Origin of the sequence: Sphingomonas sp. J315 (assembly GCF_024666595.1) — a bacterium.
GTDB lineage: Bacteria > Pseudomonadota > Alphaproteobacteria > Sphingomonadales > Sphingomonadaceae > Sphingomonas.
This window is the reverse complement of sequence record NZ_CP088296.1, coordinates 1,754,704-1,767,899: the sequence shown is the minus strand read 5'-3', so window position 1 is coordinate 1,767,899 and position 13,196 is coordinate 1,754,704. Positions and strand designations below refer to the sequence as shown.

Here is a 13,196-nt window from a genome sequence, read left to right as displayed (position 1 = left end):
ATGAACGCCCCCCGCCGCTTCACCGGCGTCGAACGTGCCGCCGTTCTGATGATGGTCGTCGGCGACGAAGAGGCTGCCGCGATCCTGCAGAAACTCGATCCCGACGAGGTGCGTCAGCTCGGTTCGGCGATGATGGCCGTTGCGGACGTCAGCGAATGGGAAATGGCGCAGGTCCTGGACGACTTCACCGGCCGTGCGCAGGAGCGCAGCGCGATCCAGTTCGATCCGCGCCCCAAGCTCGAAACGGTGGTCACCAAGGCGCTGGGGCCGGAACGCGCGGGGACGGTGCTCGCCAGCATCCTGCCGCCTGAGCCCGCCGAATCGATCAGCGCGCTCGCCTGGATGGACGCGACCGAGATCGCCGGGATGCTGGAAGACGAGCATCCGCAGATCGCCGCCGTGCTGCTTGCGCATCTCGATCCGGCGGTCGCCGCGCAGGTGCTCGAGATGTTGCCCGAGGCGATCCAGCCGCAGGTGCTGCGCCGCGTCGCGCGGCTGGGTCCGGTCACGCCCGACGCCATTGCGACGCTGACCCAGTTGCTCGAACGTCATGCGGGGCAGCCCAAACGGGTTGTCGGTCTGCAGATGGGCGGTACGCGCGAGGCGGCGAAGATCATGTCGTCGGCGCGCAAGATCACCGAACAGAAGGTGATGCCCAAGCTCGCCAAGATCGACCGTGAGATTGCCCGCGCGATCGAGGAGGCGATGTTCGTCTTCGACAATCTGCTCGAACTCGACGACAAGAATATGGGCACGCTGCTGCGCAACATCGACAGCGACGTGCTGGTCCGCAGCCTCAAGGGCGTGGACGAGGCAGCGCGCACCCGATTCCTGTCCTGCATGTCGAGCCGCGCGGCCGACACGATCCGCGACGAGATGGAAGCACGCGGCCCGATGAAGATGGCCGAAGTGCTCGACGCGCAAAAGGCGATGATCGCCATCGCGCGTCAGCTGGTAAAGGACGGCACGATCACGATGCCGGGCGGCGGCGGGGATGACGATTATGTCTAACTTTGTCCCCGGTCTGGCCGCACGCAGCGAAGGGATCGCCGACGCGCTCAAGCGCGCCTTCGCTCCGCCCGGCGCCTTCGCCGCGCGCCCCATCGCCCCGCGCGAAGCAGTTGCGACGCCGCGCCATTTCGCGCCCGAAGCACCAGGCCACAAGCCGACTCAGGGCTGGGATATGTTCGACGCCGACAAGGCGGTGGAGCCCAAGGCCCCGCCTGCGCAGTTCGTCGACCCGGTCGCCGCTGCGCGGGCGGCAGGCTATGCCGAGGGGCTGGCCGCCGGTCGCGCCGAGGCGGACGCCGCGTCGGCGCAACAGGCGGCCCTGCTCGCCCAGGTCAGCGATGCGTTGTCGCGGGGCGCCCATTTCGACCGGACGCGCATGGCCGGTCATCTGCGCCAGACCGTACTCCACCTCGTCTCGCGGATGATCGGCGATGCCGGGGTAGCTCCCGATGTCCTCGCGCACCGCATCGAGGCGGCGACCGATCTGCTGGCGGACAGCGCCGAATCGGCGATCCTGCGGCTGCATCCGGACGATGTCGCACTGGTACAGGACCATCTGCCCAAGAATGTCTTCCCGGTCGGCGACGCGCAGCTCAAGCGCGGTGCCTTTGTTATCGAAAGCGCCTCGACGATCGTCGAGGACGGCCCCGAACTCTGGCTCGAACAGCTCGCCCAGGCGATCGACCGCATTCCGATTCCACCCGAAATTTGAAGGGGCGTCATGCTCAACCGCTTTACCGCCGAGTATCTCGACGGCCTTGCCTGTGGCGATATCCGGCCCCGGCCCAAGGTGTCGGGGCGACTCGCCTCCTATGACGGGCTGCTGATGGAGGCGGTCGGCCTCTCGCTTCCGGTGGGCACGGTCTGCGCGATCGGCACCGGCGACAGCCGGGTCGAGGCGGAGGTGATCGGGTTTCGCGGCGGCCGGACATTGCTGATGAACCTGGGCGGTCCCGCTGCCCTGCTCCCCAACGCTCCGGTGCGCCCGATCGGCCCGCCGGGCGAGGCGGAGGTCGGCGCTGCCCTGCTCGGTCGCGTGGTCGATGGCGCGGGCAAGCCGATCGACGGGCTCGGCCCGATCCGCGGGGCGGGAAAATGGCCGCTGGCGGGCAAGATCCAGTCGCCGCTCGACCGGGGCCGCGTGCTTCAGCCGATGGATGTCGGCGTGCGCGCGATCAACGGCCTGCTGACGATCGGCCAGGGCCAGCGCGTCGGCATCATGGCGGGATCGGGCGTCGGCAAGTCGGTGCTGCTCGGCATGATGGTTCGCGCCGCCAAGGCCGATGTCATCGTCATCGGCCTGATCGGCGAGCGTTCGCGCGAAGTGTCCGACTTTCTGGAGACCAAGGTCGCGGGCGCGGCGCGGGCGCGCTCGGTCGTCGTCGCGGTCCCGGCCAACCACTCGCCCGTCCTGCGCATCCGCGGCGCATTGCGCGCCACCGCCATCGCCGAAGCCTTTCGCAACGAGGGCAAGAAGGTCCTCCTTATCATGGATTCGCTGACCCGCGTCGCGCATGCGGGGCGCGAGATCGGGCTGGCGCTTGGCGAACCGGCGAGCGCGCGCGGCTATCCGCCCTCGGCAATCGCGATGCTGCCCAGCCTGATCGAGCGCGCCGGGACCGATGTCCATACCGGCGGGTCGATCACCGCGATCTATACCGTGCTCGCCGATGGCGACGACGGCAATGACCCCGTCGTGGACAGCGCGCGATCGATCCTCGACGGCCATATCGTGCTCAGCCGCGCGCTGGCCGAACGCGGCGTCTATCCTGCGATCGACCTCGGGCCATCGGTCAGCCGCGTAATGACCGACATCGCGACCAAGGAGCATGTTGGTGCCGCGCGCGTGCTGCGCCGCCACCTCGCCACCTATGAGGAGAATCGCGATCTCGTCCTGATGGGCGCCTATCGCGCCGGGGCAGATGCGCAGATCGACGCGGCGATCGCCTGCCACGACACCGTGCTCGACTATATCCGCCAGGCTTATGACGAGACGGTCAGCCTCGACGAAGCGGTGACCGAACTGGTCGGCGTGTTCGGCGATGCGTAGTTTGATGGCGGCACCGGCCCGCTCCCCCACCCGGCCACCCACTAAGTGTACCGTCTGGGTGGCCGGGTGGGGGGAGCGGGCTGGAGCCGGAGCCCCAATATGGCTGATAAGCACGCGAAAAAGCTCGACCGACTGCTCCGCGTCCGCACGCTCCAGCTCGACATGGTCCGTGCGGGCGAGGTCGCTGCCCGCGAGAAGGTCGCCGCCGAACAGGCGTTGCGCGCGCGCATCGAATCGCTGGCGCAGGGCGTCGCGCCGGCCCTGGCACCGCGCCCGGGCAGCGCCACCAGCCTGATCGCTGCGGCCCATTATCGCGAGCGGCTGCACCAGTCGGCCTTTGCCGCCGAGCGTCGCGTCGTCGATGCACAGCGCGGCCTCGATCATGCCCGTTCGGCCACGCAGGAGGCCAAGCGCGACCAGAGCGCGATCGAGAAGCTGATCGAGCGCGCCGAGGCCAATGCCGCTCGCCGCGCAATGCGCGCGCTGGAGGATATGCCGGCCACTTCGAGAAAACGGCACGATCCTTGCTGATCTGCGGGCGAAGGAGTTTCGCCCGACGTGACCGACCTGCTCGCCTCGACCGCCCTTACCCTGTCCCCGCCCGGATTCACGCCGCGTGCGGTGCCCGCCGCCGTGGCGGCAGGCTTCGATCTCACGCTCGCGCTCGACTGCGCGGTGCCGGGTGTCGCGCCGCCGACCGGCAAACCGGTTGCCGGATACGGCAAGGATTTGCCGGTCTCCGCTGACGAGGTGACAGACGGCGACATCGACGACGACGAAGCGCTGCTGGCATGGATGCCCGAAGGATTGATGCCGCTGCCGCTCGATGCGCCGTTGCCCGGGCGGGTCGCGGTCGGGACGCCCAGCGCGCACATTGACGGCCCGATTGCCGATACGGTCGGTACCCCTGCGCAGCCGGTCGAGATCGTCGAGATCGTCGAGACCGCTCCGCTCCCCGCCGATGTCGCTGGCGTGGCGGAGGGGAATGCGCCCCTATTCCCGCCTGCACCTGCGAACACCGCGCTGGCGGCATCACCAGCTTCCACCCCGCTTCGCACCTGGCGCGATCCGGTTCCGGCCCAGGCCGAGCCGAGCGCCCGGGGCGGGGCCGTCGCGGCGGAGGTGCGGTTCGACCGTGCCACCGCCGCGACGCCCGAGCTTGTCGCGCGCGCCGGTGCGGTCCGCGGGTCGCAGGAAACGGGAATCGCGCCCGCTCCCGCTGCTGCGCAGATCGCGGTCGCGCCCACCCGCGCTTCCGTGTCTGCCGTCGCCCCCGCGCCAATCGCACCGCCTGCGCCGCCGCTGCCATGGACATCACAGCCCGCGCCCGCCGCTCAGGTCTTTGCGGCCGCTCTTGCCGTTCCCCTGGGCGATGCGCTTGATCCCGTCACCCCTGCCGACCCGGTGAGCCCGGAGGTCCAGATGCTGCGTGCCGTCGAACTCCAGCGCACCACCGTTCAGGCACCCGCCCAGGCGGATCAGACCCCGCTCGACCTCAGCCGCGACGACTGGACCGGCAAGATGATCGAGCGGATCGCCGCGCTGCGCGACGGGGTCGAGGCGGCGGACACCCGCATCCGCCTCGCGCCGGAAAATCTCGGCACGGTCGATGTCTCGATCCGTCGCGACGGCGATCGCATCCAGATTCATTTTACTGCCGAAAACCCCGTGACCCGGCAGCTGCTCGTCGAAGCCGCCCCGCGCCTTGCCGAACTCGCCGAAGCGCGCGGGCTGAAGATGGGCCAGTCGAGCGTCGATGGCGGCGGCAGCGAATCGCGCCGCGAACAGCAACCGAATCACCAATCCACACCCGCCCGCCCGGCGACGGCGCGCGCGGACACCGGCAGCGCGTCCGACGCGCGGATCGCCTGAACCATTCTGAGGGGGAACATCCATGAGTGACACCGAAACCGCCGCCGCGCCCGTGAAGAAGAAGGGCGGGATGATGAAATGGCTGATGATCGGAACCGGACTGGTCGTGCTGATCGGCGGCGGCGTCGGCGGCGGACTGTACGCAGCCAATTCCGGGTTGATCGGCGGCGGCGCACAGGCCGAGAGCGCCGATGCCGACACGCCGCGCCTCGTTCCCAAGAGCGAAGAGGTCCGCGCTGCAGCCAAGGAAGGCGAGGAAGGCGGCGAGGGCAAGGGCAAGCCCACCCCCAAGGGCCAGGGCGGCGACAAATTCGCCTCCACCTATTACCAGATGGAGAAGGAATTCACGTCGAACCTGCGCGACAGCGTGCATTTCGTGCAGGTCGGGGTCGCGATCTCGACCCCCTATGACAATCGCGTGATCGAGAATCTGAAGACGCACGAGCTCGCGGTGCGCTCGGCGATCCTGCTCGCGCTCGGCGAAACCAATGAGGACGAGGTCTTCACCGCCGACGGGAAGACCAAGCTGCAAAAGCGCCTGTCCGCCGCAATCAACGCGGTCCTCAAGGAAAAAGAGGGATTTGGGGGGATTGCTAACGTCTATTTTACCAATTTCATCGTTCAGTGAACGGGCATGGTTAACGGCCCTTCAGATCTGACCCCGGATGGGGAAGCGCCCGAGCGGCGCGAGCGTTCACGCGCTGGTGCCGAACACGCGCCTGCCCTGGGGGCCGCGAACCTCAATCCGTTCGGCGACCTGCACGGCGTCCAGCATCTGACCGCGCGGCTGGCCAAGGCATTGAAGCCGGTGTTCGAACCGCTGGTCGGCGAAGGACTGCGCCTGTGGGCCGAGCCGCTGTCGGTGCAGCGCCATGCCGATTACCGCGCCGAGCGGCCCGATGGCCTGACCGCCTGGCTGCCTCTCGCGATGACGCCGGGTCGCGGTCGCGCGCTGATCGCGATTGACGGCAAGCTGAGCTACGAAATGCTCGACCGCTTCTTTGGCGGCGATGGCGAGGCACCGCACCCGATGCCCGCCGATTTCACCGGATCGGCCGAAACCTTGCTCCGCCGCATTGCCGAGAGCATCGCCGCACAGCTGCGCCCGGCCTGGGAACTGCTCGCGGATATCGACTTCGCTTTTGCCCCTGCACACACGCCATTGTCCGTCGCGCCCGAAATCGACGGCGGCGACGCGATGGTCGTCACCCGCATCGGTGTCGCGCACGGCAATGCCAAGCCGCACTGGATCGACATCCTCTACCCGGTCAGCGCGCTCAAGCCGTGGAGCCCGGCGCTTACCGCCAAGGTGATCGGCGGCGAGCCCGAGGTCGAGCCGCACTGGCGCAATGCGCTGACCCGCGCCGCGCTGGGCGTGCGCCTGCCCGTCCGCTCGGTGCTGGCCGAGCCTGTGGTGCCCGCCGCGATGCTGATGTCGCTCAAGCCCGGCGACGTCATTCCGATCAGCTTCGGCCCCGATGTGCCGGTGATGGTCGGTCCGCGCCGCATCGGCAGCGGCACCGTCGGCACCGCCAATGGCCGCGCTGCCATCCGCCTGACCCGTTTCGACACCCCTGAGCTCGAGGACGCACGATGAACGACATGACCGGCAGTTTCGCCGCCGAAACCGCGGCCGCCGCCAATTTCCATCTGCTCCAGGATGTCGGGGTCAAGCTGACCGTCGAGATCGGATCGACCACGTTGACGCTGCGCGAACTGCTCGCTCTCGCCGAAACCAGCGTGATCGAACTCGATCGCGAGGCCGACGAGCTGCTCGACGTGTTCGTCAACGGCACGCTGATCGGGCGGGGCGAGGTGGTGACGGTCGGCGACAAGTTCGGCGTGCGCATGACCGAGCTGGTCGCGCCCGAAAAGCGGGGCTGATCGACCATGATGTGGTCCTACATCCTCAAGCTGGTCGTGCTGTTGCCGCTCGTCTGCGGTCTGCTGATCGGCTGCCTCTATCTCTGGCGCAAGCTCGAGGCGCGGCTGCCCGGCAATCAGGGCGACCGCATGCTGAAGGTCAAGGAGACGATGATGGTCTCGACCGGCACGCGCATCGCGGTGCTTGAGGTCGAGGGCAAGCGTCTGCTCGTCTCGGTCAGCCGCAATGGCGTCACGCTGATCGACCGGATCGACGGATGAGCCCGATGCTGCGTCACCTCGCGCTGCTGCTCGGCGCGCTTGCGCTCGCGCTGTTCGCGGTCGCCCCGGCGTTCGCGCAGGAGGCTGCCGCCGCAGCGCCCACTGCCGCCGCGACTCCCGGAGCGGGCGACGCGATCGACCGCGCGCTCGGCGACCTGGGCGGCGGCGACGCGCCGCTCAGCCTGTCGCTGCAAGTGCTCATCATCATGGGCCTGCTCACGGTGCTGCCGGGCATCCTGCTGATGATGACCAGCTTCACCCGGATCATCATCGTGCTCGCGATCCTGCGTCAGGCGCTGGGGCTGCAGCAGACCCCGCCCAACCAGGTGCTGATCGGCCTGTCGCTGTTCCTGTCCTTCTTCATCATGGCCCCGACGATCGAGGTGATGAACCGCACCGCGATCCAGCCCTATGCCGAGGGACGCATCGGCGCGACGCAGATGATCGAGGAAGCGGGCAAGCCGCTCCACGCCTTCATGCTCAAGCAGACGCGGGTGAAGGACATCACCATGTTCGCCGGCATCGCCAAGACCGGCCCGATCGCCAACCCGCAGGACACGCCTTTCTCGATCCTGCTGCCGGCCTTCGTCACCAGCGAGCTCAAGACCGCGTTTCAGATCGGCTTCCTGATCTTCCTGCCCTTCATCGTCATCGACCTGATCGTCGCCACCGTGCTGATGAGCCTGGGCATGATGATGATGTCGCCGACGATCATCTCGATGCCGTTCAAATTGCTGCTGTTCGTGCTGGTCGATGGCTGGGCGCTGACGATGGGCAGCCTTGCCTCAAGCTTCTCGGGATAGGGACCCATGGACGCAGATTATTTCCTGTCGGTGGCGCGCGAAGCCATGTGGATCCTTGCGCTCGCTTCCGCCCCGATCCTGATCCCGGCGCTGCTGTCGGGCCTGATCCTCGGCATGATCCAGGCGGCGACGTCGATCCAGGAACAGACGCTGACCTTCGTGCCCAAGCTCGCGATCGTCGGGGTCAGCCTCGTCATCTTCGGTGGCATGATCCTGACCCTGCTCGGCGACTTCACCACCACTATTTTCGAACGCATTCCGGACCTTGTGAAATGACCTTCAGCACTCCCGTTCCCGCCGCCCCGCCCCAGCCGCCGCGCCCGTTGCTGCGTCGCCCCGATGTGCGGCGCGACGATCTGTTCCGCACGCGCTGGGCGCCGACCTCGGCCAGCATCCACTGACATGCTCGGCTTCGGCCTCGCGATCGAACCGCAGCTCTGGGCGCTGCTGTTCACGATGGTGCGGGTCGGTGCCGCCTTCCTCGCCGCGCCGGTGTTCGGCGCGGTCGCGGTGCCATTGAACGTTCGCATCCTGCTGACCGCCGCCGTCGCGATCCTGTCGATGCACGCCGCACCGATCACGGTGCCGGGCGAGGTGTTCGTGCTCGAAACCATCCTCGCCGTAATGGCCGAAGCGCTGGTCGGCCTCGCACTGGGCTTCATCCTTCAGATCGCCTTTGCCGCGCCGCTGGTGGCGAGCGAGGTGATCGGCGTGTCGATGGGCCTTAGCTTCGCCACCGCGATCAACCCGCAGACCGGCCAGTCCACCCCGGCGCTCGGCCAGTTTCTGACGGTGCTGCTCACCTTGCTGTTCCTCGCGGTCGACGGCCATCTCGTGCTGGTCGAGTTGATCGTGCGTTCCTACGAATTGCTGCCCCCGGGCGGCGCCTGGCTCGCGCCGGGCAAGCTGATGAACATCGTGCTGTTCGGCGGCTATGCCTTCCTCGCCGGGCTGCTGCTCGCGCTGCCGGTCGGCTTCCTGCTGCTGTGCCTCAACATCGTCGTGGGCATGCTCTCGCGCTCTGCCCCCGCGCTCAACCTGTTCGCGATCGGCATTCCCGCCAGCCTCGCCATGGGCGTCCTCGCGCTGCTCGCCGGCATGCCGGCGATGGGCGATTACATGCTCGTCATCGTGCGTGAGGCGCTCGACGCCGCGCAGGCGCTGGTGCTCGGGGGGCTCGGCTGATGTCGGAGAGCGCGGGCGAAAAGACCCAAGCACCAACACCCAAGCGCAAGCAAAAAGCGCGCGACGATGGCGACCTGCTCAAGTCGCGCGAGTTTGGTGCCGCGCTGATCATCCTGCTCGGCTGCGGCTGGATGATCCTGATGGGGCCGCAACTTCTGGGTGCGATCCGCGAGGTGATGGCGGCGAGCTTCAGTTTCGGTCGTGCCGATATCGAAAGCTTCCAGCCCTGGAAGCCGCTGGCCACCGCCGGGTGGAAGCTTGCCCCGTCGCTCGGGGCACTGCTCGCCATTGCGCTTGGCGGTGCGGTGCTCAGCCAGGCCGCGCTGGGATCGCTGCGCTTCAACGGCAAGCTGATGGCGCCCAAGGGCAATCGCATCAATCCCGGCTCCGGGCTCAAGCGCATCTTCGGCCCGACCGGCTGGATCGAGCTTGGCAAGTCGCTACTCAAGGTGGTGCTGCTCGGCGGGATGGGCGCGTGGATGCTGTGGGGGGCGGCGCGTCCGACGATGGGTCTGGTGTCGTCCGATCTCGGCACTGCGGTGGGGGGTGCTGGGCGACACGTTTGCGACTTTGGTCCTCGTCATGGCGGGCGGGCTGTTGCTGATCGCGGGAGTCGATCTGCCGATCCAGATCTTCCGCCACATGCAGCGGCTCAAGATGAGCCATCAGGAAGTGAAGGACGAATACAAGGAAACCGAAGGCTCGCCCGAGGCCAAGGGCGCGCGTCGCCAGCGCCAGCGTGAGATCGCCAAGGGCGGGATGCGCAAGAGCGTCGCGACGGCGCATGTCGTGCTCACCAACCCGACCCACTTCTCGGTCGCGCTGCGCTACGATCAGGGCAAGGATCAGGTGCCGGTGGTGGTTGCCAAGGGACGCGGCGAGATTGCCCTCGCGATCCGCGAACTGGCCGACGAATTTGCGGTGCCGCGGATCGAACTGCCCCCGCTCGCCCGCGCGCTCTACTTCACCAGCCGCGAGAATCAGGAGATCCGCGACGACCTGTATCTGGCGGTTGCGACGGTACTGGCCTTCGTGTTCGGCCTCGACAAGCGCGCGGGTGGCGCGATGCCGTCGGTCAAGGTGCCGGAAACCGCGCTGTTCGACGAAAATGGCGTGCAGACGGGGCTTAAGGGCGCGCGATGACCGCCGTTTATCGAGGCATGGGGGATCACGGCCATGGCCATTGAATCGATTGCGAAAACGATCGGGACCGGGTCGGGCATCGACACGACCGCGCTCGTCCAGAGCCTGGTCGATGCGCAGTTCGAGCTCAAGAACGCCGCGCTCACCAAGCGCGAGGAGACGCTCACCGCGCAGATCACGGCAGCATCGACCCACAAGAGCAACATCACCGGCTTCGCCACCGCGCTCGCCAGCCTGACGCGCGGCGGCACGCTGGCGACCCAGCCGACCAGCTCGCATCCCAGCATCCTCGGCGTTACCCGCCTCGCGGGCGCTAACCTCGCCAGCCTCAACGCCAAGGTCGAGATACGCCAGCTCGCTGCGCCGCAAAGCGCCGCCAGCGCGCCGGTCGTGAACCGCACCGCCGCGATCGGGCAGGGGACGCTGACCCTCACATTCGGCACCGCGACCGTGGCGGATGGCGCGATGACCGGCTTCACCGCCGGCGCTGCCGCGCCGGTTGCAATCACCATCGGTCCGGAAAATAGCAGCCTCGACGGCATCGCCGCCGCGATCAATGCGGCCAAGGCGGGGATCTCCGCATCGGTCGTCACCGACAGCGGCGGCGCCCGGCTGGTGGTCAAGGGCGCGAGCGGGGAGGCGCGCGCCTTCACCCTCACCGCGACCGAAACGCCGGGTCACACTGGCCTCGCCGCGCTCAATATCGGCATCGGCGCGACCGGCACCACGATCGGCAGCGCGGCGTCCGACGCGATCGTCGCGGTCGACGGCATCGCGTTGCGCCGCGACGGCAACAGTATTTCCGATCTGGTTCCGGGCGTGCGGCTCGATCTGTCCTCCGCCCAGCCGGGGACGATCGTTTCGATCGGGCGGACCACGCCGACCAACGCGCTGCTCCAGGCCGCGCAGGATCTCGTCGCGACCTATAACGAGGTCTTCTCGGCGCTGAACAAGGATCTCGACCCGCTCGACGGCGCATTGCGCGGCGATGCGGCGGCCAAGGCGGTCAAGCGCCAGCTCCAGCAGATTACGATCGCGCAGGTCGCGACCGGCGCTGCGGGCGAGCCGACCACGCTGGCGCAGATCGGCATCCGCACCGAACGCGACGGGACGCTCAGCGTCGACACCGCCGCGCTCAGCCGTGCGCTGGTCGATTATCCGCAGGCGGTCGAGCGGCTGTTCGCCGAACCGGTCGGCACCAACGCCACCGGCAACGGCGTGGCGGGCGCGCTCAACGCCATCGCGACGGCGGCGGCGAGCACGACGCGCGGGCTGGGGGCAAGCGAAGCGGGCTATACCCGCGCCAAGGCCGATCTCGACGAGGACAAGGCGGCGGTGCTCGCCAAGGTCGAAGACACGCGCACCCGCATGACCCGCCAGTTCGCCAGCATGGACGCCAAGGTCGCTGTCTATAAATCGACGATGAGCTTCCTCGAATCGCAGGTCGATGCTTGGAACCGGCAGGATTGATGATGACCCGCCCGATCCGCCTCACCACCAATGCCGCCGCGACCTATCGCAATATCGACGCGGTCGGGCGCACCGCCGCCGCAGACCCGCACCAGTTGGTCGAACTGATGTACAAGGAATGCATCGCTGCGCTCCGCTCCGCGGCTTTCGCAGCCGAAAAGGGCCAGTACCCGGTCAAGAGCGAGCGCATCGCCCGCGCGACCGCGATCCTGTTTGCGCTGGAGGGCGGGCTGGATTTCGAGCGCGGGGGAGAGGTTTCGCGGACGCTCGCGACGCTTTATCACGGGCTGCGCACCCAGATCGTTCAGTCCAGTATTGGCAACGATCCCACCCCCTTCCGGGCGGTTGCCGACGACCTTGAGGAAATCGCGGGCGCATGGAGCGCCGCGCGCGCGGCGTAGCTCACGCCTTAAACCTTCCCCTGGCGGGGGAGGATTTGGGTGGCTCAATCCACCCAGCGCCCCAGCATTTCCCCCACGCTCGTCACCACCGCCGGACCCGTTGCCGGAGCGCGCGGGGTGAATTGCGGCGCGGTCGGCCCACCGGCCGGACCGCTCGCCAGCGGGCGGCGGGCGAGGGCATGCGGATGGCGCGCAGCTTCGGTCAGGCTCAGCACCGGCGTCACGCACGCCGCCCCGTCGGGGAATTGCGCGACCCATTCGTCGCGCGTCCGGCTGGCGAAGCGGCGGGCGAATTCGCGGGCCATGTGCGGCCATCCCGCGCGGTCGAATTGCGGGATCTTCGATGCCTCCAGCCCCAGCACCGCACAGAGTTCGGCAAAGGCGGACGGCTCGATCGCGCCGACCGCAATATGCCGCTCATCGGCACAGCGATAGGTGCGGTAAAAGGGTGCTCCGCCATCGACCAGGTTCGCCTCGCGCCGGTCGAGCCAGCGCCCGCTTGCCATCAGGCTCTGGGTCAGCCCCATCAGCGTGCCGACCCCGTCCGACGCGGCGGCATCGACGATCCGCCCCTCTCCGCTCGCCTGCGCGCCCAGGATCGCGCTCACCATCCCCAGCGCCAGAAACATGCCGCACCCGGCGTGGTCGCCGATCAGCGTCAGCGGCACCACCGGCTGCTCGGGCGTGCCGATCGCATGGAGGGCACCGGTGAGCGCGAGCACGTTGATATCGCTGCCCGGCCGCTCGGCCATCGGCCCGTCCTGCCCCCATATGCTCGCTCGTCCATAAACCAGTCGCGGGTTACGCATGCGGCATGCATCGGGACCGATTCCAAGCGCCTCGATCGAGCGCGGCGGCATCCCTTCGATCAACCCGTCGGCGCGGTCGATCAGCTCGCGCAGTTCCATCAGCGACGCGGGGTGACGGAAATCCAGCTCCAGCTCGCGTCGCCCGCGATACAGGCCGGGGACGACATGGCTCGCGCTCGCATCTGGCTGGACCACGCGCACCACATCCGCGCCCAGATCGGCGAGCAGCATCGCGGCGAACGGAACCGGCCCGATCGCGTCGATCTCGACGATGCGCACTCCCGCAAGCGGCCCCTTGGTCTGCACC

The 13,196-nt window shown here is 68.2% G+C and carries 18 protein-coding genes; 17 read left to right on the top strand and 1 reads right to left on the bottom strand.

All coding sequences use genetic code 11. The annotated features are described in order from the left end of the window. From fliG to fliS, 17 genes are all read left to right on the top strand, one after another. Entirely contained in the window at positions 1-1,011 is a 1,011-nt protein-coding gene (fliG, locus tag LRS08_RS09065; RefSeq protein WP_257843974.1) for a flagellar motor switch protein FliG, read from the top strand. Beyond that, complete coding sequence (locus LRS08_RS09060; protein ID WP_257843975.1) at positions 1,004-1,723, top strand: flagellar assembly protein FliH; 720 nt, start codon at positions 1,004-1,006, stop codon at positions 1,721-1,723. Before fliG ends, LRS08_RS09060 begins: the two co-directional genes overlap by 8 nt. A gap of 9 nt (positions 1,724-1,732) precedes the next feature. Beyond that, positions 1,733-3,061: a FliI/YscN family ATPase gene (locus tag LRS08_RS09055; protein ID WP_257843976.1), complete on the top strand. Its 1,329-nt coding sequence runs from the start codon at positions 1,733-1,735 to the stop codon at positions 3,059-3,061. A 99-nt stretch (positions 3,062-3,160) separates the two neighbouring features. Continuing rightward, positions 3,161-3,592 (top strand): hypothetical protein, encoded by a 432-nt coding sequence (locus LRS08_RS09050; protein WP_260481584.1) that lies wholly within the window; start codon positions 3,161-3,163, stop codon positions 3,590-3,592. 27 nt (positions 3,593-3,619) lie between these two features. Continuing rightward, complete coding sequence (locus tag LRS08_RS09045) at positions 3,620-4,933, top strand: flagellar hook-length control protein FliK (protein ID WP_260481583.1); 1,314 nt, start codon at positions 3,620-3,622, stop codon at positions 4,931-4,933. Between the two features lie 22 nt (positions 4,934-4,955). Next, positions 4,956-5,561, top strand: coding sequence for a flagellar basal body-associated protein FliL (fliL, locus tag LRS08_RS09040; protein WP_257843979.1), 606 nt, complete (start codon positions 4,956-4,958; stop codon positions 5,559-5,561). A gap of 6 nt (positions 5,562-5,567) precedes the next feature. Beyond that, positions 5,568-6,530, top strand: a complete 963-nt coding sequence (locus LRS08_RS09035) for a flagellar motor switch protein FliM (RefSeq protein WP_257843980.1) — start codon at positions 5,568-5,570, stop codon at positions 6,528-6,530. Then, positions 6,527-6,817, top strand: a complete 291-nt coding sequence (fliN, locus tag LRS08_RS09030) for a flagellar motor switch protein FliN (RefSeq protein WP_257843981.1) — start codon at positions 6,527-6,529, stop codon at positions 6,815-6,817. The genes LRS08_RS09035 and fliN overlap by 4 nt, the downstream gene beginning before the upstream one ends. 6 nt (positions 6,818-6,823) lie before the next feature. Then, entirely contained in the window at positions 6,824-7,078 is a 255-nt protein-coding gene (locus tag LRS08_RS09025; RefSeq protein ID WP_260481582.1) for a flagellar biosynthetic protein FliO, read from the top strand. Then, positions 7,075-7,881, top strand: coding sequence for a flagellar type III secretion system pore protein FliP (fliP, locus tag LRS08_RS09020; protein WP_374580517.1), 807 nt, complete (start codon positions 7,075-7,077; stop codon positions 7,879-7,881). The genes LRS08_RS09025 and fliP overlap by 4 nt, the downstream gene beginning before the upstream one ends. Positions 7,882-7,887: 6 nt before the next feature. Further along, positions 7,888-8,157 (top strand): flagellar biosynthesis protein FliQ, encoded by a 270-nt coding sequence (fliQ, locus tag LRS08_RS09015; RefSeq protein WP_257843985.1) that lies wholly within the window; start codon positions 7,888-7,890, stop codon positions 8,155-8,157. Then, the gene (locus LRS08_RS09010; RefSeq protein ID WP_257843986.1) at positions 8,154-8,282 is read left to right on the top strand and encodes a hypothetical protein; all 129 of its coding nucleotides are present in this window, start codon (positions 8,154-8,156) and stop codon (positions 8,280-8,282) included. The genes fliQ and LRS08_RS09010 overlap by 4 nt, the downstream gene beginning before the upstream one ends. Before the next feature lies 1 nt (position 8,283). Beyond that, the gene (gene fliR / locus LRS08_RS09005; RefSeq protein ID WP_260481581.1) at positions 8,284-9,066 is read left to right on the top strand and encodes a flagellar biosynthetic protein FliR; all 783 of its coding nucleotides are present in this window, start codon (positions 8,284-8,286) and stop codon (positions 9,064-9,066) included. Beyond that, positions 9,066-9,809 (top strand): EscU/YscU/HrcU family type III secretion system export apparatus switch protein, encoded by a 744-nt coding sequence (locus tag LRS08_RS20065; protein WP_409456280.1) that lies wholly within the window; start codon positions 9,066-9,068, stop codon positions 9,807-9,809. The genes fliR and LRS08_RS20065 overlap by 1 nt, the downstream gene beginning before the upstream one ends. Then, positions 9,691-10,209 carry a flagellar biosynthesis protein FlhB gene (locus tag LRS08_RS20060; RefSeq protein ID WP_409456298.1) on the top strand — a complete coding sequence of 173 codons (519 nt, stop codon included), beginning with the start codon at positions 9,691-9,693 and terminating at the stop codon, positions 10,207-10,209. The genes LRS08_RS20065 and LRS08_RS20060 overlap by 119 nt, the downstream gene beginning before the upstream one ends. Before the next feature lie 33 nt (positions 10,210-10,242). After that, the gene (gene fliD / locus LRS08_RS08995; RefSeq protein ID WP_257843989.1) at positions 10,243-11,679 is read left to right on the top strand and encodes a flagellar filament capping protein FliD; all 1,437 of its coding nucleotides are present in this window, start codon (positions 10,243-10,245) and stop codon (positions 11,677-11,679) included. Further along, entirely contained in the window at positions 11,679-12,080 is a 402-nt protein-coding gene (gene fliS, locus LRS08_RS08990; RefSeq protein ID WP_260481580.1) for a flagellar export chaperone FliS, read from the top strand. Before fliD ends, fliS begins: the two co-directional genes overlap by 1 nt. A 44-nt stretch (positions 12,081-12,124) precedes the next feature. Here the strand turns inward: fliS and LRS08_RS08985 are convergent, their stop codons facing one another. Continuing rightward, entirely contained in the window at positions 12,125-13,195 is a 1,071-nt protein-coding gene (locus LRS08_RS08985; protein WP_257843991.1) for a CaiB/BaiF CoA-transferase family protein, read from the bottom strand. Between the last annotated feature and the right edge of the window lies 1 nt (position 13,196).